Origin of the sequence: uncultured Gemella sp. (assembly GCF_963515875.1) — a bacterium.
GTDB lineage: Bacteria > Bacillota > Bacilli > Staphylococcales > Gemellaceae > Gemella.
Window position 1 is genome coordinate 1 of the sequence record NZ_CAUPZX010000035.1, and the last position, 19,493, is coordinate 19,493.

General features: G+C 29.3%; 22 protein-coding genes. 2 read left to right on the forward strand and 20 right to left on the reverse strand.

All coding sequences use genetic code 11. The annotated features are described in order from the left end of the window. Positions 1 to 140: 140 nt before the first annotated feature. The 9 genes from mltG to RWL85_RS06505 are packed head-to-tail and all read right to left on the reverse strand — an operon-like array spanning position 141 to position 5,816. Entirely contained in the window at positions 141 to 1,271 is a 1,131-nt protein-coding gene (gene mltG, locus RWL85_RS06465) for an endolytic transglycosylase MltG (RefSeq protein ID WP_314086246.1), read from the reverse strand. 3 nt (positions 1,272 to 1,274) lie between these two features. Then, positions 1,275 to 1,577, reverse strand: a complete 303-nt coding sequence (locus RWL85_RS06470) for a DUF1292 domain-containing protein (protein WP_314086248.1) — start codon at positions 1,575 to 1,577, stop codon at positions 1,275 to 1,277. A 25-nt stretch (positions 1,578 to 1,602) separates the two neighbouring features. Beyond that, complete coding sequence (ruvX, locus tag RWL85_RS06475) at positions 1,603 to 2,031, reverse strand: Holliday junction resolvase RuvX (RefSeq protein WP_314086250.1); 429 nt, start codon at positions 2,029 to 2,031, stop codon at positions 1,603 to 1,605. Then, positions 2,032 to 2,286, reverse strand: coding sequence for an IreB family regulatory phosphoprotein (locus RWL85_RS06480; protein WP_314086252.1), 255 nt, complete (start codon positions 2,284 to 2,286; stop codon positions 2,032 to 2,034). Between the two features lie 15 nt (positions 2,287 to 2,301). Next, positions 2,302 to 3,144 (reverse strand): DegV family protein, encoded by an 843-nt coding sequence (locus RWL85_RS06485; RefSeq protein WP_314086254.1) that lies wholly within the window; start codon positions 3,142 to 3,144, stop codon positions 2,302 to 2,304. Continuing rightward, entirely contained in the window at positions 3,145 to 3,636 is a 492-nt protein-coding gene (locus tag RWL85_RS06490) for a dihydrofolate reductase (RefSeq protein ID WP_314086257.1), read from the reverse strand. 10 nt (positions 3,637 to 3,646) lie between these two features. Then, on the reverse strand, positions 3,647 to 4,579 hold the full coding sequence (locus RWL85_RS06495; RefSeq protein WP_314086259.1) for a thymidylate synthase: 933 nt from the start codon (positions 4,577 to 4,579) through the stop codon (positions 3,647 to 3,649). 12 nt (positions 4,580 to 4,591) lie between these two features. Beyond that, on the reverse strand, positions 4,592 to 4,981 hold the full coding sequence (gene mntR / locus RWL85_RS06500; RefSeq protein ID WP_314086261.1) for a transcriptional regulator MntR: 390 nt from the start codon (positions 4,979 to 4,981) through the stop codon (positions 4,592 to 4,594). A gap of 55 nt (positions 4,982 to 5,036) precedes the next feature. Then, positions 5,037 to 5,816: a Nif3-like dinuclear metal center hexameric protein gene (locus RWL85_RS06505; protein WP_314086263.1), complete on the reverse strand. Its 780-nt coding sequence runs from the start codon at positions 5,814 to 5,816 to the stop codon at positions 5,037 to 5,039. 400 nt (positions 5,817 to 6,216) lie between these two features. Here RWL85_RS06505 and RWL85_RS06510 point away from each other — a divergent pair, with 400 nt between their 5' ends. Next, complete coding sequence (locus RWL85_RS06510) at positions 6,217 to 8,553, forward strand: ATP-dependent RecD-like DNA helicase (protein ID WP_314086265.1); 2,337 nt, start codon at positions 6,217 to 6,219, stop codon at positions 8,551 to 8,553. Between the two features lie 358 nt (positions 8,554 to 8,911). Here the strand turns inward: RWL85_RS06510 and RWL85_RS06515 are convergent, their stop codons facing one another. From RWL85_RS06515 to gpmA, 3 genes are all read right to left on the reverse strand, one after another. Further along, the gene (locus RWL85_RS06515; protein ID WP_314086267.1) at positions 8,912 to 10,420 is read right to left on the reverse strand and encodes an LPXTG cell wall anchor domain-containing protein; all 1,509 of its coding nucleotides are present in this window, start codon (positions 10,418 to 10,420) and stop codon (positions 8,912 to 8,914) included. 233 nt (positions 10,421 to 10,653) lie between these two features. Beyond that, positions 10,654 to 11,412 (reverse strand): hypothetical protein, encoded by a 759-nt coding sequence (locus RWL85_RS06520; RefSeq protein WP_314086270.1) that lies wholly within the window; start codon positions 11,410 to 11,412, stop codon positions 10,654 to 10,656. Positions 11,413 to 11,418: 6 nt separating this feature from the next. Then, complete coding sequence (gene gpmA / locus RWL85_RS06525) at positions 11,419 to 12,105, reverse strand: 2,3-diphosphoglycerate-dependent phosphoglycerate mutase (protein WP_003145064.1); 687 nt, start codon at positions 12,103 to 12,105, stop codon at positions 11,419 to 11,421. Between the two features lie 540 nt (positions 12,106 to 12,645). On the opposite strand from gpmA, the gene RWL85_RS06530 reads away from it, so the two are divergent. Then, on the forward strand, positions 12,646 to 13,278 hold the full coding sequence (locus tag RWL85_RS06530) for a S24 family peptidase (protein ID WP_314086273.1): 633 nt from the start codon (positions 12,646 to 12,648) through the stop codon (positions 13,276 to 13,278). A gap of 86 nt (positions 13,279 to 13,364) precedes the next feature. Here RWL85_RS06530 and prmC read toward each other — a convergent pair whose 3' ends face one another. The 8 genes from prmC to rpsP all read right to left on the reverse strand — a co-directional run bounded on the left by prmC (position 13,365) and on the right by rpsP (position 19,005). Further along, positions 13,365 to 14,207, reverse strand: a complete 843-nt coding sequence (gene prmC / locus RWL85_RS06535) for a peptide chain release factor N(5)-glutamine methyltransferase (RefSeq protein WP_314086275.1) — start codon at positions 14,205 to 14,207, stop codon at positions 13,365 to 13,367. Next, complete coding sequence (gene prfA / locus RWL85_RS06540) at positions 14,207 to 15,295, reverse strand: peptide chain release factor 1 (protein WP_314086278.1); 1,089 nt, start codon at positions 15,293 to 15,295, stop codon at positions 14,207 to 14,209. Before prfA ends, prmC begins: the two co-directional genes overlap by 1 nt. A 14-nt stretch (positions 15,296 to 15,309) precedes the next feature. Continuing rightward, positions 15,310 to 15,888, reverse strand: a complete 579-nt coding sequence (locus RWL85_RS06545) for a thymidine kinase (RefSeq protein ID WP_314086280.1) — start codon at positions 15,886 to 15,888, stop codon at positions 15,310 to 15,312. Between the two features lie 87 nt (positions 15,889 to 15,975). Continuing rightward, the gene (locus RWL85_RS06550) at positions 15,976 to 16,221 is read right to left on the reverse strand and encodes a type B 50S ribosomal protein L31 (RefSeq protein WP_314086282.1); all 246 of its coding nucleotides are present in this window, start codon (positions 16,219 to 16,221) and stop codon (positions 15,976 to 15,978) included. Between the two features lie 249 nt (positions 16,222 to 16,470). Next, entirely contained in the window at positions 16,471 to 17,307 is an 837-nt protein-coding gene (locus tag RWL85_RS06555; RefSeq protein ID WP_314086285.1) for an amino acid ABC transporter substrate-binding protein, read from the reverse strand. Between the two features lie 11 nt (positions 17,308 to 17,318). Beyond that, on the reverse strand, positions 17,319 to 17,948 hold the full coding sequence (locus RWL85_RS06560; RefSeq protein WP_314086288.1) for an amino acid ABC transporter ATP-binding protein: 630 nt from the start codon (positions 17,946 to 17,948) through the stop codon (positions 17,319 to 17,321). Between the two features lie 3 nt (positions 17,949 to 17,951). After that, on the reverse strand, positions 17,952 to 18,596 hold the full coding sequence (locus RWL85_RS06565; protein WP_314086291.1) for an amino acid ABC transporter permease: 645 nt from the start codon (positions 18,594 to 18,596) through the stop codon (positions 17,952 to 17,954). 136 nt (positions 18,597 to 18,732) lie between these two features. Then, positions 18,733 to 19,005: a 30S ribosomal protein S16 gene (rpsP, locus tag RWL85_RS06570; RefSeq protein ID WP_314086294.1), complete on the reverse strand. Its 273-nt coding sequence runs from the start codon at positions 19,003 to 19,005 to the stop codon at positions 18,733 to 18,735. Between the last annotated feature and the right edge of the window lie 488 nt (positions 19,006 to 19,493).

The following is a 19,493-nucleotide window of genomic DNA, read 5'->3' on the forward strand; positions in this document are numbered from 1 at the left end:
AAGAATATTATTATATCAATATCCTTACGCTTACATCATAATAATTTTACCTTATTCTTTATTTTTTATCAATAGCACCATTTTAAATATAAAATAATCGAACATAAATTATATAATCTATGTTCGATCAATAATACTTATTAACTTCCGGAAGGGATATATCCTTCAATATGTTCCTTAGCTAATTTTTCATGTTCATTATATGTTTTAGAGAAGTATGCCTTACCACCTTTAGTAGCGTGTAAGAAATATAAATAATCTGTATTCTCTGCGTTATTTAGTGCTTCATAAGAAACAGATCCAATAGACGAAATAGGTCCTGGAGGTAAACCTACCACTACATACGTATTATATGGAGAATTTAAACTTAATTCTACTTGTGATGGTGCACCAGTAAGTTTATCAGCTGCGTAGTTAGCCGAAGGATCAGTTTGTAATTTCATACCTTGAGCTAACCTATTTAGAAATACACTGGCAATAAGTTTGTTTTCATCAGACTTAGTAGACTCTTTTTCAAGTATACTTGCCATAGTCATATAATCATGAATAGAAATTTGTTTGTCTTGTCCACTAATTTTCCATGAACGACTATTCTTTTTGTATAAAGGAACTACTTTGTCATTTGTTAATTTAACCATTTTAGTAATTAATCCCTCGACAGTCTCATCATCGGCAATATCATAAATAGCTGGATATAAATACCCTTCTAAAGCATATTTAATATCTTTTCCAAAAACATCATTAGTTATAAGTTCTGGAAATTGCTTTTGGAGCTTTTTAATAAATTCTGCATCATTAACCTTAGCCAAAAATTCTTCTGAACTTAAATTTGTTTTTTCAAGATTTTTTGCAATTTTTAATATACTATCTCCTTCTATTAAAGCAAAACTATTTCCTAGTGTCGCTTTGTCTTTTGTTCCTAATTCTTGAATAATCTGAGGTAAACTCATACTTTGTTTTAAATTGAAATTACCTACATAGAATGAAGCATTCGGTGACAATCTAGCATATAACTTAAACACTTCTTCATTACGAATTAGTCCTTTTGCCTTTAATTCTTGAGCAATTTTAGCACTACCATAATTTTCTTTTATTTCAACAGTAACATCTTTATTGTTACTTTTATCCACTGGAGTTGTCATGTAATAAAATATTGATAAAACAGCAATACCTAAAACAACAATGATAGTTAATAACATAGGAATAATAGATCTTTTTCTTCTGTTTTTTTGTCTAAGCTCTCTACTTCTTCTTATTTTATCTTCTCTCATATTTTATTCACTCTCATCATAATAGAAAGTATCTAGTACTTCAGAAATCATATCATATTCTTCATCTGTTTCAACTGGTTCAAATCTCATTTCATCACCATCTTCTACACATACCATAGGGAAGATACTGATTTCTTCTTCATCAATAGTTTCCTCTTCAGCGAAAATATAGTATAAATTACCATTGGTAGGGTTTGTAAATTCTAATATTTTACGATACTCTTTCTCTTCTCCTTCTAAAGTACTAAGTGTGTATACCTCTTCAGTATTATCAATACTAATGTTTTTTAAATCTTTCTCTTGCATTTTATTATCCTCCTGAGATTTTTTATTAATTTAATTTATCTAAATATGTCTGCAATATTAATACAGCGGCCATTTTATCAATAACATTTTTTCTTTTTTTCCTTGAAACATTAGCTTCAAGAAGTACTCTTTCAGCACCCATTGTTGTCAATCGTTCATCTTGTAAAATAATTTCAACATTTTTTATTTTCTTTTTTAATACTTCTACAAAATATAGTGTTGCTTCTCCTCTAAATCCTACAGAGTTGTCCATATTTTTAGGCAGACCTACAACAATAGTTCCAACATTGTGTTCTAAAACTAACTCTTTTATTCTTTTAATCTTAAAATCTTTTACCTGTTCATTAATATTAATTGTTTCAATACCTTGAGCAGTAAAGCCTAATAGATCACTAACTGCTACACCTATAGTTTTTGATCCATAATCTAGCCCCATAATTCTTTGTTCTAACATCTACGACTCCTGTATAAAAAAGTATAGTAAATATTCTAATATATCGTCTATTTCTATTAGTCTAATTTGTTCTCTAGCATGATTATCACGAGGAATATAAACTGGATCTGATGTTTTAATATAACCCATAAGTTGATTAATTGGGTCATATCCTCGTCCTTTAATAGTCTCAACTACATTCTTTAATATATTATGAATATCATTTTTATCATATAAATTGCTATCAAATAATCTTGTTTCATCGAAATTTGTCATAATCTTAACCTCCGATTATACTAACTCTACTAAGATACCTACTGCATTCTCTCCTGTATGTGTCGAAATAATTGGTGTAGTAGTGAAAATTTCAGCTTCACTAACTTCATAACCAAATGCTTCTTTTAACTCTGATTTTATTATTGTAATATATTCATCAGCAATTGAATTTGGTAAACTTATACTTTTTATTGTTCTATCTTTTTTATCTTCTTTTATATGACTAATTAAAGTCTTAATAAGTTTCTTTTTACCTCGAACTTTATCTAAAGCAACCAACTCAGTTTCTTTTAATTGAGTTAAAACTTTAATATTTAATAAACCACCGATTAAAGCTTGTGATTTACTTAGTCTACCACCTTTTACTAAATTGTCAAGTTTATCGATTGTAACATAAGTTAATATATTCTTAGTTTTCTCTCTTAAATTAGCAACAATAGTTTCTAATTCTACATTTTCTTTAAGTTGTTTTAAACATTCTTCTAAAATAAAAACCATTCCTCGAGTAGTAGTTTTAGTATCAACTACATACACTCCATCAAATTCTGAACTTGCAGTAACTGCAGTATTATAAGTACCACTTAAAGCTGATGATAATGTTAAAACAATAACTTTATATCCTTCACTAGTCCATTTCTCAAAAGACTCTATAAATTTACCAATAGCTGGTTGGCTTGTTGAATATGAGCTAGCCGTTCTCATTTTTTCAATATACTCATCATTACTTATCGTACGATAATCATATTCTATTCCATCAACATTAATTGTAAGTGGAATTACATCAACATCGTATTTTTCTATCTCATCAAAAGTTAAATCGCTAGATGAATCTATTACAATTTTTACTTTTTCTACCATCTATAATCCCCTCTTCCTCTTATAATGTATGAATGCAAAATCAAATTCATTTTCTGCATCTTTTGTAAATTCTTGTCTACTAACTAATTCCCATTCATTTAGGTCAAAATCAGGAAACTTCGTATCAGCTTCTACTATAGTGTCCACTTCAGTAATAAACATCTCATCACATTTATCAATATACATGCTATATATAGCTCCACCGCCAAATATAAACGCCTTATCTGTTTCTATATTTTCTAATATTGTATCATCTGAATAGACTTCAATATTTTTATAATGACTTAAAGAACTTTTATCACGTGTTAATACCCTGTTGATCCTATTCGGCAAGGCACGACCTATACTGTCTAACGTTTTACGTCCCATGATAATTGTTTGATTGGTTGTCAGCTCTTTGACTCTTAACATATCTTTTTTTATTCGCCAAGGAATAGTATTTTCCTGACCAATAGATTTATTTTTATCATATGCAACAATTAGTGATAACATATTGTTCCTCCTATACTGCAATTGGGGCTTTTATAAATGGATGACTTTCATAATTTATAAGTTCAACATCATCTATTTTAAGATCAAATATACTTTCAAAATCATTAATTTTTAAAGTAGGTAATGCATAAGGCTCTCTAGACATCTGCTCTTTAACTTGCTCAAAATGATTACTATAAATATGTGCATCCCCAAGAGTATGTACAAAGTCTCCTACCTCCAAATTACACTCTTTGGCTATTAATATTGTTAATAATGAATAAGATGCGATATTGAAAGGTACTCCTAAGAATACATCACCGCTTCTTTGATATAATTGGCAACTTAATTTACCATCATTGACATAGAATTGGAATAATGAATGACAAGGTGGTAACGCCATTGAATCAACTTCAGCAGGATTCCAAGACGAAACTATTAAGCGACGTGATGATGGATTTGTTTTGATTTGTTCCACAACATTTTTCAATTGGTCAATACCATTAAAATCACGCCATTGCTTTCCATAAACATTACCTAAATCACCATATTTACTAGAAAAATCTTCATCCGAAAGAATCTTTTCTTTAAATAAGTTCATTTGTTCTTTATAAAGTTTAGAAAATTCCTCATCTACTAATGTGCGATGACCGAAATCTGTCATATCAGGACCGGTATATTCATCACTTTCTATCCATTTTTTAAATGCCCATTCATTCCAAATGTTGTTTTTATTTTGAAGTAAAAACTTAATATTTGTATCACCTTTTATAAACCAAAGTAATTCAGACCATACTAAATTAAAATTTACTTTTTTAGTCGTTAATAATGGAAAACCTACTGAAAGATCAAACTTCATCTGATAACCAAAAATACTTTTAGTACCAACTCCTGTCCTATCTTCCTTAGAAATACCATTATCTAAGATATTCTGACATAATTTTAAATATTCTTTATCTACCACTATAGTTCTCCATTACGCTTTATAATTATTGTCTTTTAAGTATTTCATTAAATCTTTAATTTTCTCTAATGAACTTCGTCCAAAATGATGTTCAATACCTTCGACTTCATCATATACTTTATCTTCATCTACTCCTATTAATCTTAGAAAATCTTCTAATAACTCATGCCTAGTAAGAGCGTATTCTCCCATTTTTTCCCCTTGTTCAGTTAGAGCTATACCTCTATACTTCTCATAAACTATATATCCTTCAACATCAAGTTTTTTTAACATTTTAGTTACTGTAGAAGGATAAACTTCAAGTTTTTCTGCAATATCCGCACTTCTAGCGTAACCTTTATTTTTTACTAAAGAATATATTACTTCAATGTAATCTTCCATCGTTGGTGTTGCTTTTGCCATACTTATGTACCTCCTTATGATATAAAATCGGGTTTATAAAGGTCCCCCTATATCCTTATATTATTTTAAACGGCGATGCTTCTACATCTGATTTTTTTACCATCACATCTAATTTAGCAATATAATTTAACAATAAATCTTTTACTAAACTTTCAGTAAAATGTCCAATATCTATTATATTCTTTTTCATTTCAATAGCATCTAAAGCTGCATGATATCCTACGTCACCTGTTAAGTAAACATCTACCTCTTCTGGTAAAGTATAAAGAAAATCCGCGCCGCTTCCACCTAATAGTGCAACTGTACTTATTTCTTTCTCTTCACCAATTACAGCCGAGACTGTTTCTAACGAATATTTTTCTTTTACATATTTAATGAAGTCACTAAAAACTAGCGTTTTTTCTAACTTTCCAATTCTTCCTAAACCGGCAGTATTATCTAAATTATGTTCAAACAGTACATTAATATCCTTTAAGTTAAGTAATTTAGCTAAATGATCATTAAGTCCAAGAGTTGCTGAATCTAAATTAGTATGGAATGAAATTACCGCAATATCATTTTTAATTAGATCTCTAATAATATTAGATTTAAAATCTTCTGTGAAATCAAGCGACTTTAGAGGTTTAAAAATCAGTGGATGATGCGATACTATTAAGTCAATATTGTTAGCTATTGCTTCTTCAACAACCTTAGTAGTTACATCTAAGCAAACTAATACTTCATTTACCTCATTATTATAATCTCCTAACATTAAGCCAACATTGTCCCATTTTTCAGCCAGCTTAACATCAGCTAATTTATTAAGATGGTTATATACATTTTTAACTGTAACCACAGATTAAACCTCCTTTTTTTATTATCATTTTATTATAACACTTTATAAAAAAAATTGCCATAACGAAACTTATTTTGTAACTAAAATAACATATTCATTTCCTGTAATATTTTTTCTTTTTCTATAAAATGTAGCTGGGAGTGACTCAAAAATCGCTCTTTCTAGAAACAAGATTTTGTCTAGTCATCCCACACAGTTTGTTAGATATCTAAAAATCTTTTATAAAGTGAATTTAAATATCAATAAACCACTGCGTATATGAATTTTTATATAAACCTTGTTAAAATTTAGGACTTTTGGGTCAGACCCTTTATCTACAATTATTTTTATTATCCTCACTAGACATTTTCATTATTATATATTATCATTGTTCATAGGAAGAAATTTGTAGGAGATTTATATGCAAACAGTAGAAGGATATTTAAACAAGATTATTTTCCATAATAAAGAGAATAATTATTATATTCTATCAATTTTTTTAAATGATAAATATGATTTTGCTGAAGGGGACTATTTGAGCGTCGTTGGTACATTTAATGATTTTGAATTTGTAGAAGATGATTTATATTCTTTTAAAGGAGAAATCGTACAACATAGAAAATATGGAATTCAACTTTCGGCTATCGTAGTCGAACCAGTTATTGAAAAAGATAAAGAAGCTATTGTTTCATACTTATCTAGTTCAATTTTTCAAGGTGTAGGTAGAAAAACCGCTGAACTAATAGTAGACAGTTTAGGCGTAGATGCATTAGATAAAATATACGAAGATAAAGATGCCTTATTTAAAATTAAAGGTATACCAACTCAACGTAAAGATACTATCTACGCTACTATAGTTGCCAACAAACAAACACAAGATATTATATTAAAGCTAAATGAATATAACTTAAGTAATAATCTGATATTAAAAATTTATAATTTTTATAAACATAACACATTACGCACAATTACAGAAAATCCCTACGCACTAATAAAAGATATAAAAGGAATTAATTTCAAAACAGTTGATAAGATTGCTGAAATTAACGAAATTGCAGTGAACGATCGAAATCGAATTCTTTATGGTTTTATATATACGATTAATTCATTTTGTTTCTCTACTGGGAATACCTACATTTCAAAAAATAATCTTTTATACAATACTTTTAACGTGCTTTATTCTTCAAGAAATACAGCCGTTGATAAGCAAGATATCCTAAATGCATATACCTTCGCTTTAGATACTGGAAAATTAATTGAAATCGAAGATAGAGTATTTTTACCAGAAATTTATTACTCAGAATATTCTATTTACAGTGATATAAAACGTAGATTACAACAAGAAAATAGTGTTGATATCAGCGATGAATTATTAGACAAATATATTACTGAAATTGAAGAAGAATTAGAAATAGAATACGATATCGTACAAATTGCCGCAATTAAAAACTGTATTCTAAATAACTTTGCTATTTTAACAGGAGGACCTGGAACTGGTAAAACAACTATTATTCTAGCAGTAATTAAAATATTTCAAAAGATTAAAAATTATAGCATCCACGACTTACTCGATGAAACTAGAAATATTATTACACTATGCGCTCCTACTGGTAAGGCTGCAAAACGAATGTCAGAAAGTACTGGCTTTTATGCTTCAACTATACATAAAGCAATTGGATGGAGTACAGAAGATGAAAATATGGAAGAATTTGTCAGTGACAAAAGTATAAAATCAGAATTAGTAATTATTGATGAATCAAGTATGATTGATGTCTTCTTAATGTACAACCTATTGAAGATAATCCATAAAGATTCCAAAATAATTTTAGTTGGAGATAACGATCAACTTCCATCAATTGCACCTGGTAATGTTTTGAATGACTTAATAAATTCCAATGCTATTTCTACGGTAAAATTAAATAAAATATTTAGACAAAGTGAACACTCTAGTATTATTAATATCTCACATTCTATAAAAAATAATATTCCATTTGATATACTAGAAAATTTTGATGATAAAGAGTTTATTTCAGCAAATAAAAACGAAATGATAAATGTTATTTCTGCTGTTTATGATGATTTGATTAAGACTACAAGCAAAGAAAATATTCAAATACTTGCCCCTATTTATAAAGGTACCAGTGGTATAAATGAGATAAATACAGCTATTCAATCAAGATTCAATGATAATGATGAACAAATTGAATATGGAGAACTAATTTATAAAATTAATGATAGGGTTATGCAACTTGTAAATAGACCTGAAGATAATATATTCAATGGCGATATTGGTTATATTCAAGAAATATACAAAGAAGGAAATAAAGTTAAAATAGTTATTGATTATGACGATAATTATGTTACTTATGAAAAACAAGAACTTAATCAAATAACACTCTCATATGCTTGTTCGATTCATAAAGCTCAAGGATCTGAGTTTGAAAATGTTATAATTCCTTTTATCGATAATTATAATTTCATGTTAAATAAAAATCTAACGTATACCGCTATAACTCGTGCTAAGAAAAAATTGATTCTTTGCGGTAACTCAAATGTATTTTACAAATCTATCGAACCAACAAATGTAGTTAACAGACAAACTGCTTTAGAATGGTTCTTTACAACAGACAAAGAAGAGGAAATTAATAATATTGATATAAACAATGAATTAAAGACATATATACTAGACTATCAAAACATTAATACTATCGATCCAATGATAGGTATGGAAGATATTAAACCTACTGATTTCCTTTAATAAACATTAAAAAGGGGGCTGACTCAAAAATCCTAAATTTTAAAAAAGTGTATATGATAATTCATAGACGCAGTGGTTTATTGATAGCTAAATTCACTAAAATCACGATTTTTGAGTCACTCCCAAAATCTTATCAGAATAATATTGTGATTTATTCTTCTAACTCTCTCTATAGTTCTCAAATTTTTAAAGAATTAAAAATCTAAAAATTAAGTTCATCAAAAGGTCAGACTAACGGAAAAAAGTTGTATACTAAATCCGAGGCCGGAATTTTTTCCATACCCCGAATTTATTATACAACAAAAAAGAGTATGGAAAAAATCCATACTCTTTAATGTTTCTATACACTAATTAACGATTAGTTGTTTAATTTACGTCTTACAGCAAGACCTACTAAAGCGATTAAGCTTAATCCTAATGCTACAGTGCTAGAAGTAGTCATACCTGTGTTTGGTAATGTACCTTCTTTAGTTTCAGCTTTAGCTTCTTCTTTAGCTTCAGTTTTTGGTCCAAAGCTATTTCCGTCACCTTGAGGTCTTTGACTGAAGTCAGGTCCAGCAGCACCTGGAGCTGGTTGAGGAAGTTTTGATAAATCAAATTCAGGAACTTCGTTAACAGCAGGTTTGTTAGCAGCTAAAATTTCAAGAGCTTCTTCAAGGTCAGCTAATCTAGCTTTTAATCCTTCAATATAGTAAGGTTCAGCACCATTTTCTTCACCATCTTTGATTTGTTCCTTAAGTTGTTCAATCTCAGCTTCAATTTTTAATTTATCAACATTACCTAATTCAGGAACGTTGTTAATTGGAGCCTCAGTACCATTTGAAGATTCAACTTTTGGTTCTAATCCTTTAAGAGCTTCTTCAAGTTCAGCTTCTTTTTTCTCAAGTTCAGCTTTTTTATCTTCTAATTTATTTTTAGCTGCAGTAACATAGTCAACTGCATCTGGATTATTTTCATTTTCAGCTATTAATTTTTCTAACTCAGCAACTTCTTTTTCTAAGTCAGCTGCTTTGTTTTGAAGAGCTTCGATTTCAGCTTCAGTGTAAACTTTAGTTTCTGGTTTAACTGGAGTTGGAGCTGGAGCTACGGCACTACTACTGTTAGTACCAGCGTTGTTGTTAGTACCAGCGTTTGCGTTACCATCATTGTTTGGTTTCACTTCTGTACCAGGGTTGTTGTTAGTACCAGCGTTTGCGTTACCACCATTGTTTGGTTTTACTTCTGTACCAGCGTTGTTGTTAGCACCAGCGTTTGCTTTTTCACTAGGTTTAATAGGGGCAGTAGGTGTAACTTTCATTTTTTCTTTTAGTCCAAGATAAATTGGGTCACGAGTAGCACCTCTAAAATTATTTATGCTATCTATCCCTGTATTAACAAGTTCATAAGATAAAACCCCATTAGTATTTTTAACAAAATACTTATCTCCCATTACTTTTGTGTTATCTTTTCCGTCCCAGAAAAATACATAAACCTGAACTCGTTCTACCTCAGTAGAAGTTTCACCAGTGAAAGCATTAGTGCGAGTATGAGTCCAAACATTCTCAGATAGTGAATTTCTTATAGGGTTTGTACGCCCGCGAAATCCGGTAGGATCAGCTTCATGATTTGCTCTTACGTTTACAAATTTATAATCAGGAATATCTATTTTTTTCCCATTTCTATCTACAAAACTAAGTATTGGCGACCCACTTATAAAATGAAATTGATGATTTTCCATTGTAACATATCCTAAAAATTTATCATACTTAGCTTCCTCTTTGCTATCTACTGCATAAGCGTTGTCAATATGTTTTGTAACTAAACCAAAACTCATACCACTTAGTGAAATACCACTCGCAACAAAACTTAATAAAAATTTTTTCTTCATTGCATATCTCCTTTTAAATTTATATATACTATTATATTTATACATACCATTATATATATATATATATATGTGTGTCAAGCGATTTTAAAAAATTTTTTATAACAATTACTAGTTACTTAATGTTTATTTTTCAGTGTTATAATTTAAAAGATGTAACATTTATTCTCTACAGATTTTCTTTAAATATAATATAAGCCTAAAAATAGAGTTATTTCTATTCTCAGGCTTTACTATTACATTGCAGCAAGATCGCGCGCAATTTTATCAATATCATTGATAACTAAAAATGCAGCTGCTATAGCTGAACCTTTCTTAGTTTCAACTGATGAATCTACTGCTGAAATTATAGTATTAGTTAAAGTTTCTAATCTCGTGATTTTTTGTTTAACTTCGGCAAGTTTTTCATACTCAATAGTTTCAGGTGACAATGATTTAAGACTTGCAATAGAAAGATTTACCTTATCTGCAACATCTTTAAACTTCTGAACTTTATCACCTAAAGAACGACCTTTATCTAAATCAGTTTCGATTGTTCCCGCTAACTCATCAAGAGTAATCAATTCTTTAGAAAAAGTAGCTAATTTATTCTTCATGTAATCTTTAGAATATTTAGTTTGTGTTATATTATAATTTTTATTTGCACTATCTTTCACACTAAATGTAACACTATTATTGTTTTTAGTAACAATTAAGATATTAAAATCCTTATCATTAAACTCTTTAGTCGTAATTTTATCAGCAGTTAAGGCTTGACCGTTTAAACTATTTAATTTAAGAGTTTTGATAATAGAGTCAAAACCTTCTTTACTTATTACTTCATCATTTGTATAAATAATCAATTTATTATCTTTTTTATCGAATTCTGTTTTTTCTAGCTGGCTTAAAGTCACAGAATTAGTAAGTTTTTGCAATTGTTCTGTAGAGAAATCTCCTTTAGAACTACAACCTTGCAAAATTAGCAAGGTTGTTAGTAATATTATCAGCTTTTTCATCGCTTATTAGAATAATTCTGGTGCTGAGATAATGTTTAAGTTCTCGTCAATTTCAAATACTAATGGAGTACCTGTTGGTAAGTTTAAATCTAAGATTTGTTCATCTGAGATGTTTAATAAGTATTTGATTAACGCTCTTAAACTGTTACCGTGAGCAGAAATAAGAACATTTTTACCAGCTTTAATTTGTTTAGAAATATCGCTTTCCCAATATGGTAATACACGATCAATAGTAAGTTTTAAGCTTTCACCTGATGGGATTTCTCCTTCAGGAATCTCTTTATATCTATCGATGTTTCCTGGGTACATGTCACTAGATTTATCTAATGCTGGAGGTGCAACATCGAAACTTCTTCTCCAGATGTGAACTTGTTCATCACCATATTTTTCAGCAGTTTCTGCTTTATTTAATCCTTGAAGAGCACCGTAGTGTCTTTCATTTAATCTCCAGCTTTTGTGTACTGGAATCCATAATAAATCTAATTCTTCTAAGAATAAGTTTAAAGTTTTGATAGCACGTTTTTGGTATGAAGTATAAGCTACATCAAAAGTAAGCCCTAATTCTTTTAGAGTTTGTCCACCTTTAATAGCTTCTTGTCTACCTTTATCAGTGATATCTACATCAACCCATCCAGTAAATCTGTTTTCAAGATTCCATTGGCTTTCACCATGTCTAGTTAATACTAATTTCATTAAGAAATCCTCCTAATATTATTATTATATTTTTATTATACAATATTTTCTAGTATTAGTACATAGTTTTTATTACAATTAGACCTTTGAAAACGTTCTATAAGTATTTTATAATAGTTTTTAATTATTTTATTACTCTAAAAGAAATAAGATTAGTCGCATTGATATAATACTCCTAATCTTATAATAATAAATAATAATCTTTCTTCATAACAACTATTTTAAATTTATAAAATCTACCTAGTAGACTTTACGATTTAATTTACCTCTTTTTACAATTTTTAATTGATTCGTTTCAAAAAATGTAAAAACTTTTGCTAATAAGACTAGTATAATAATCCAAAATATAAACATAATATTACCTTCTTTCTTTTATACGTAAAACTTAATTTCTTTCTATACTTATATAATACCATACGGAAAACCGAAAATCAAGAGAAAAATTCATATTTCTTAATTTTTTTATTAAATACTCTTGATTTTATATACGGTTTACTTTATAATTTATATATAAACAAATAAAGATTGGAAATTAGCATTATGACTACAACTTTTAGTATTAGATTTAAAAAGTGTTTAAAAGAAAAGAACATAAAACAAGCAGAACTAGCTCGCTCCACTAAAATAACTCCTTCATCTATAAGTGACTGGTCAAAAGGTAAATATACACCTAAACGTGATAAGTTGCTCGCAATTGCCGGATATTTATCTGTCAATCCCGATTGGCTTGTTGGAGAAAGTGAAATTATGGAACTTTCGTCTTCTGAAAATAGATTAGATGAAACTTTCGATTTCTCTGATGATGTATCAAAACTGCCAATTCTAGGTACTATCTGTGCTGGGGATGGTGTATATATAGAAGAAGAGTATGATGAACATATTTTTATTGATCAAGGAATGCGTGCGGATTTTGCATTGCGCGTTAAGGGCGATAGCATGATTGAAGCTGGGATATTCGATGGAGATTTAGTATTTATAAGACAACAAAGTTCTGTTAGAAATGGAAAAATTGCCGCTGTTCGTTTAACTGAATGGAATGAAGCATCTCTAAAAAAAATATTCGTAAAAAATGACAGCGTAATTCTTTATCCATGTAATCCTAACTATGAACCGATTGTCACTAGAAATGTTGAAATAATTGGAGAATGTGTAGGAGTTTATAGGGAACTTTAATTTTTGATTTTAAACAGATTATCACAATAGAAATAAAGACGAGAGTTTATTAAATTAGATAATTTTCTAAATAACTCTCGCCTTTTTTATTTCTTTTCTAAAAATGCCATTCTATCTCGACCATTTAAATCTTTATATACTTCAGCATGATAATCATTCGTATCTGCCAATTTTATTATTTTTTCTCTTTGATCATGTCCTATTTCAAAGAATATAACACCGCTATCTTTTAGATAATTTTTAGCTTCTTCTAAAATTTTCCTGTAAAAATACATCCCCTCTTCTTCAGCAAAAAGAGCTAAATGAGGATCGTAATTCAATACATTAGTTTTCATTGTAATTTCATCCTTGCGATCTATATACGGAGGATTAGAAACAATAATATCAAATTTTTCATCTATATCATTAAAAACATCTGATTGTATAAATTTAATATCTGCATTATTTAGTTCTGCATTCTCTTTTGCTACTTCTAGAGCTTCTTCACTAATATCACTAGCTATTAGCTCAATTGACTTTAACTCTAATTCTTTTTTTAACGTAATAGCTATTATACCACTTCCAGTACAAAGATCTAAGATCTTTATACTATCCTTCTTAGTTGTTTTTACATATTCAATTACCCTATATATAAGCTCTTCAGTCTCCATTCTTGGTGATAGGACATCTTTGGTAACTTTAAATTTTCTATCATAAAAATACTCAAATCCTACCAAATGACTTAATGGCATATCTTCTCTAATATGTTTTTCTATTAAAGAAAAATATTTGTCTTCATTTTCTCTAGATAAGTCCTCTGAAATATTATTTGAGAATAGCTGTGGACTTTCGTCTAACATATACATTAATAAAAATCTTGCTAGACTTTCCTCTTTTCCTTGTCTCCTTAAAAGAAGACAAGCTTTTGTAATAGCTTGCCTTCTGTTCATTATAGTTCTTCACCTTTATTAAGTTCTGCCATTTTTTCAGCTTGTTCGGCAATACGAAGTGCTTCTAGAACTTCATCAAGTTTACCTTCCATAATTTGGTCTAATTTTTGAATAGTTAAACCTATTCTGTGGTCAGTAACACGGTTTTGAGGGTAGTTATAAGTTCTAATACGCTCAGAACGATCTCCAGTACCAACTTTAGATTTACGTTCAGCATCAAACTTAGCTTGCTCTTCTTGTTGATATTTATCGTATACACGAGCACGTAAAACTTTCATAGCTTTTTCTTTATTCTTAATCTGAGAACGTTCGTCCTGCATAGATACTACAACACCTGTAGGAATGTGAGTTAAACGTACAGCTGACATTGTTGTATTTACGGATTGACCTCCAGCACCACTTGATGCAAAAGTATCAACACGAATATCATTTTCGTTAATATCAATTTCAATCTCTTCAGCTTCTGGTAATACTACTACCGTTGCTGTAGATGTATGAATACGACCACTTGATTCTGTTGTTGGAACACGTTGTACACGGTGTGCTCCACTTTCGAATTTCATCTTAGAATATACATCTTCTCCAGAAACAATAAAAATCGCTTCTTTAATACCACCAATTCCAGTCTCTGAACGTTCTAGTACGTCAACTTTCCATCCTTGTGATTCTGCAAATCTAGTGTACATACGTAATAAGTCACCTGCAAATAATTGTGCTTCATCTCCACCAGCAGCTCCACGAACCTCGACAACAACGTTTTTACCGTCATTTGGATCTTTTGGTAATAATAAGATTTTTAATTCTTCTTCCATAGGTGCAAGAGTCGGTTCTAATTCCTTAATCTCTTCTTGCATCATTTCTTTCATTTCTTTATCTTCTTCAATTTCAAGAAGTTCTTTAGTATCTTTTATTTGTTGAACTATATCTTTATATTCTCTAAATACCGATACCGTTTTTTCTATTGAACGTTGTTCTTTTGAATATTCCATAAGTTTTTTTGTATCACTTACAACATCTGGATCACTTAGTAATTCATTTAATTTTTCATAACGCTCTTCAACTATCTCAAGTTGTCCAAAAATTTCCATTTGTTCCTCCTAATTTATCTTTTAATTTCATGACAATGACGACATCTGGCTTCATATGATTCACTAGCTCCAATTACTACTATTGGATCATCATACTTAGCAGGTTCTCCATTTATCAATCTTTGACTTCTACTTGCTTCTTTACCACATTTATTACAAACTGCATGAAGTTTTGTAACCATTTCGCTAATAGCCATAATTTCTGGCATTGGATAAAATGGCTCAGCTTTGAAGTCCATATCTAATCCAGCAACAATGACACGTATTCCATTATCAGCAAGATTATTAATTACTTCAACTATTTTTTTGTCAAAAAATTGCACTTCATCAATACCAATAATATCATATTTTTTATTTTTTATATAGTCATAAATGTCTTCAGCTTTATCTATATTTACAGATTCATAAGTGTTACCATTATGAGTCGATATTTTATTTTCTTCATATCTATTATCAATAGATGGTTTAAATAAAAGTACACTTTGTTTAGCAATTACACCACGTTTAATACGTCTTAATAATTCTTCTGATTTTCCAGAAAACATACTACCACAAATACATTCTATCCAACCAAATTTTCTATTTTCTACCATTTCTAATCCCCTTGGGCCTATATTATATACAATTACTAATAGAATAAAAACAGACAATCCAATAAAGATATGCCTGTTTTATTTTTCTTACTTGATACCGTATTTTTTGTTGAAACGTTCGATACGACCATCTGCTTGCGCGAATCTTTGACGCCCTGTGTAGAATGGGTGTGTATCTGAAGAGATCTCAACTTTTAATAATGGGTATGTATTTCCATCTTCCCACTCGATAGTTTCTTTAGATGGTTTAGTTGAACCACTTAAGAATTTGAAACCACTTGTAGTATCTAAGAATACAACTTTACGGTAATCTGGGTGAATTCCTTCTCTCATTATTATCGTCTCCTTCTGCCCTGAACGCTTTTAATACGAACAGAGTTATTTTTCAGTGAGTTAATCACATACCTATTTATTATAAATAATAATTAGGAAAAAATCAAGTACTTTTACTAATATTTGTAAACTTTTTTTGTTGACACCTATTACAACTATATTATACTTAACTTTTTAAAATTAGGATATAAATTCTATGAAAAAGAGGCTCTATTTATTAAATTTTAATAATAGTCACCTCCTCAAAACTTATTTACTTTTAACCTCTTTTGTTGCTACATCTTCTCCGAACCATTTTTTAGAAATTTCTTGGAATCTTCCTTCTTTATATAACTCATAAAAAGCATCATTAATCTTGTTAACAAGTGTTACATCAGCTTTTCTTGCTCCTACTGCAAATGCTTCACTATCAAAACCAGCATCTAATATACTGAAGTCTTCAAGTTTATTCTGTTGTTTTAAATAGTAATTTGCGTATACTCTGTCAATTAATAAAGCGTCAATTCGGTCATTTTCTAAATCTATTAAAGCTTCATTGAAACTCTCATATTGAGTAGCATCGTTATTTTTAACTATGTTCTTAAGCACTTCCGGTTTTTCATTAAATGTATCATATCCTGAAGAACCATTTTGAGCACCTAGTATTTTATCTTTTAATTCAGAAATAGATTTAATATTTTTTGATTTTTTTACAACAATAACTTGCTCATTAATCATATACTGTTTAGTAAATTGAACAACGCTTTCTCTTTCTTCAGTTTTTGAATATCCATTCCAAATCAAATCAATATTACCATTTTTTAATTCTGTTTCTTTTAAATCCCAGTTAATGGCTTGCCATTCAACTTTAATTTTATATTTTTCAAAAACTGCATTTGCTAAATCTATATCGAATCCCACATTTTTACCACTTTTATCTTGAAATCCCATCGGTACAAATGTGTTATCAAAACCAATAATAATTTTTTTATCAGTTTGAAAATCATTCCAATTATCTTTTCCCGGTTTATCTTTTCCTCCTGATGCACAACCAGTGATTATTAGAACAGTTATAATTAGTGTAATAAGGAATTTTAATTTTCTCATATATTCACCTCTTATCTTGGCTCTACTTTCAGAATATTATCTGCTATGTTCTCAGCAAACTGTAAATCATGCGTTACAACAATCTGAGTTATACCTAGTTCTCTATTTTTCAAAATCAATTTCTCAACTTCTAATCTAAGTTCAGGATCTAAAGCACTAGTTGGTTCATCATAGCCTATTATTTTAGGTTCTATCATCATCGCACGAGCTAATGCAACACGCTGTTTTTGTCCACCAGATAAAGAAGCGGGATAATTATTAACCTGTTTTTCTAAACCAAGTTTTTCTAATAATTCTATCGCTTTTTTCTCAGCATTATTTTTTTCCATACTCATTGTTTTTATTGGAGAAAGTACTAAGTTTTCTAATACTGTAAGATGCGGAAAAAGCTGAAAATCTTGGAATACAAAACCTAAAAGATTTCTTTTTTCCAACTCATCTATAGGAAGAGGCTCACCATTATAAATAATTTCACCTGAATCTATTTTTTCAAGTCCGGCTAACATCCTTAATAAAGTAGTCTTACCACCACCAGAAGGCCCAACTATTGCTAAAATCTTATTTTCTTCAACTGTTAAATTGAAATCAGATAGTATTTGTCGATCTTTAAATTTTTTACTAATATTTTTTAATTCTAACATAAGTTACCTCCCATCATAATTATAACGTTTTTCAACTTTCTTAGAAACAAGTGTTACAATACCAATTAATATTAAGTAGATGGCTCCAGCTACAAACATCGGCAATAGACTAGCATCTCTATTCGCTGCCGTTCTACTAGCTAAAATCAAATCACTAATTCCTAAGGCATATACTAATGATGTATCCTTAACTAAACTCATTATCTCGTTAAACACACTAGGTAAAACAATTTTTATTACTTGTGGTAAAATAACATACCTAATAGTTTGAAACTGTGTAAATTTTAATACTTTTGCCGCCTCATATTGTCCTTTTGGTATAGATTCAATACCACCTCGGAAAATTTCAGCAAAGTATGCTGCATAATTTAAGGTAAATGCAATTATAGCTGCAGGTAATCTATCAAATCGTATTCCTACTGAAGGCAGTACATAATAGATAAAAATTAACTGTAATAATAACGGTGTTCCACGCATAATCCAAATATAAATATTAATAAAATAATTTAGTATTTTTATATTAAAACGCATTATGAATGCAACAAAAACGCCTAATGGAATAGATAAAACTAAAACTAAGAAGAATACTTCTAAAGTTATTAATGCACCATTCAATAAACTAGGTAATATTTCAATTAAATATTCCATATATTATCCTCCTTTTTAATATTTTTTTCTACACTCTACAGCCATGTAGTTGTGTTGTTTTTAAAAAATTTATATTATATTATAACACAATCTATAATAAACAAAAACCCCTTATTTTACTAAGGGGCTAAATTTCTTATTTATTTAATTTTGATTCGTGGAATTTTTTCATAATTCCTTCTTTTGATAATAAACTTCTAACTGTGTCAGAAGGTTGAGCTCCATTACCTAACCATTTTAATGCTAACTCTTCATCGATTTTAACTTCTGCTGGTTCTTTAACAGCATTGTAAGTACCGATAGTTTCGATAGAACGTCCATCACGTGGAGATCTTGAATCAGCAACAACGATACGGTAGAAAGGTGATTTTTTAGCACCTAATCTTTTTAAACGGATTTTTACTGCCATGTTTGTACTCCTTATGTTTCAACTTTTTATTAATTTTATGTGTGTGTGTTTATGAAGTGTTTTAATGAAAAAGTTGAATCTATAACGCTAAGTTTTCTAAGCTAGATATTATTCTAACATTAAAATAAATGTATGTCAATAGTTTTCGGTGAAAAATGTCAACTTTTTTTGTTGACTCACCTAAACCTTATTATAACAAGTTTTCTTTAGTATGTAAAGATAAAATATTTATAAATAGTTCACCATATATCCTTTAAAGATAATCGAAAAAAGTACTGAACCAAAAATATAAATTCAAAAATATAAATTCAAAAATATAAATTCAAAAATATAAATTAGAAATCATAGACTTAGTATTTATTGATATCCAAATTCGATTCATAAAATCTTTTTTATATCTAAAAAACTTTGTGGGGATAACACTACAAAATCAATTTTGATGTGTACCCAAAATTCTGGACACATATATATTTAGTTTAGACATGTGG

Excerpts from the sequence above, each read along its gene's own strand:
- mltG (WP_314086246.1), bottom strand. The coding sequence starts at position 1,271 with ATGAGAGAAGATAAAATAAGAAGAAGTAGAGAGCTTAGACAAAAAAAC.
- RWL85_RS06470 (WP_314086248.1), bottom strand. The coding sequence starts at position 1,577 with ATGCAAGAGAAAGATTTAAAAAACATTAGTATTGATAATACTGAAGAG.
- ruvX (WP_314086250.1), bottom strand. The coding sequence starts at position 2,031 with ATGTTAGAACAAAGAATTATGGGGCTAGATTATGGATCAAAAACTATA.
- RWL85_RS06480 (WP_314086252.1), bottom strand. The coding sequence starts at position 2,286 with ATGACAAATTTCGATGAAACAAGATTATTTGATAGCAATTTATATGAT.
- RWL85_RS06485 (WP_314086254.1), bottom strand. The coding sequence starts at position 3,144 with ATGGTAGAAAAAGTAAAAATTGTAATAGATTCATCTAGCGATTTAACT.
- RWL85_RS06490 (WP_314086257.1), bottom strand. The coding sequence starts at position 3,636 with ATGTTATCACTAATTGTTGCATATGATAAAAATAAATCTATTGGTCAG.
- mntR (WP_314086261.1), bottom strand. The coding sequence starts at position 4,981 with ATGGCAAAAGCAACACCAACGATGGAAGATTACATTGAAGTAATATAT.
- RWL85_RS06510 (WP_314086265.1), top strand. The coding sequence starts at position 6,217 with ATGCAAACAGTAGAAGGATATTTAAACAAGATTATTTTCCATAATAAA.
- RWL85_RS06515 (WP_314086267.1), bottom strand. The coding sequence starts at position 10,420 with ATGAAGAAAAAATTTTTATTAAGTTTTGTTGCGAGTGGTATTTCACTA.
- RWL85_RS06520 (WP_314086270.1), bottom strand. The coding sequence starts at position 11,412 with ATGAAAAAGCTGATAATATTACTAACAACCTTGCTAATTTTGCAAGGT.
- gpmA (WP_003145064.1), bottom strand. The coding sequence starts at position 12,105 with ATGAAATTAGTATTAACTAGACATGGTGAAAGCCAATGGAATCTTGAA.
- RWL85_RS06530 (WP_314086273.1), top strand. The coding sequence starts at position 12,646 with ATGACTACAACTTTTAGTATTAGATTTAAAAAGTGTTTAAAAGAAAAG.
- prmC (WP_314086275.1), bottom strand. The coding sequence starts at position 14,207 with ATGAACAGAAGGCAAGCTATTACAAAAGCTTGTCTTCTTTTAAGGAGA.
- prfA (WP_314086278.1), bottom strand. The coding sequence starts at position 15,295 with ATGGAAATTTTTGGACAACTTGAGATAGTTGAAGAGCGTTATGAAAAA.
- RWL85_RS06545 (WP_314086280.1), bottom strand. The coding sequence starts at position 15,888 with ATGGTAGAAAATAGAAAATTTGGTTGGATAGAATGTATTTGTGGTAGT.
- RWL85_RS06550 (WP_314086282.1), bottom strand. The coding sequence starts at position 16,221 with ATGAGAGAAGGAATTCACCCAGATTACCGTAAAGTTGTATTCTTAGAT.
- RWL85_RS06555 (WP_314086285.1), bottom strand. The coding sequence starts at position 17,307 with ATGAGAAAATTAAAATTCCTTATTACACTAATTATAACTGTTCTAATA.
- RWL85_RS06560 (WP_314086288.1), bottom strand. The coding sequence starts at position 17,948 with ATGTTAGAATTAAAAAATATTAGTAAAAAATTTAAAGATCGACAAATA.
- RWL85_RS06565 (WP_314086291.1), bottom strand. The coding sequence starts at position 18,596 with ATGGAATATTTAATTGAAATATTACCTAGTTTATTGAATGGTGCATTA.
- rpsP (WP_314086294.1), bottom strand. The coding sequence starts at position 19,005 with ATGGCAGTAAAAATCCGTTTAAAAAGATTAGGTGCTAAAAAATCACCT.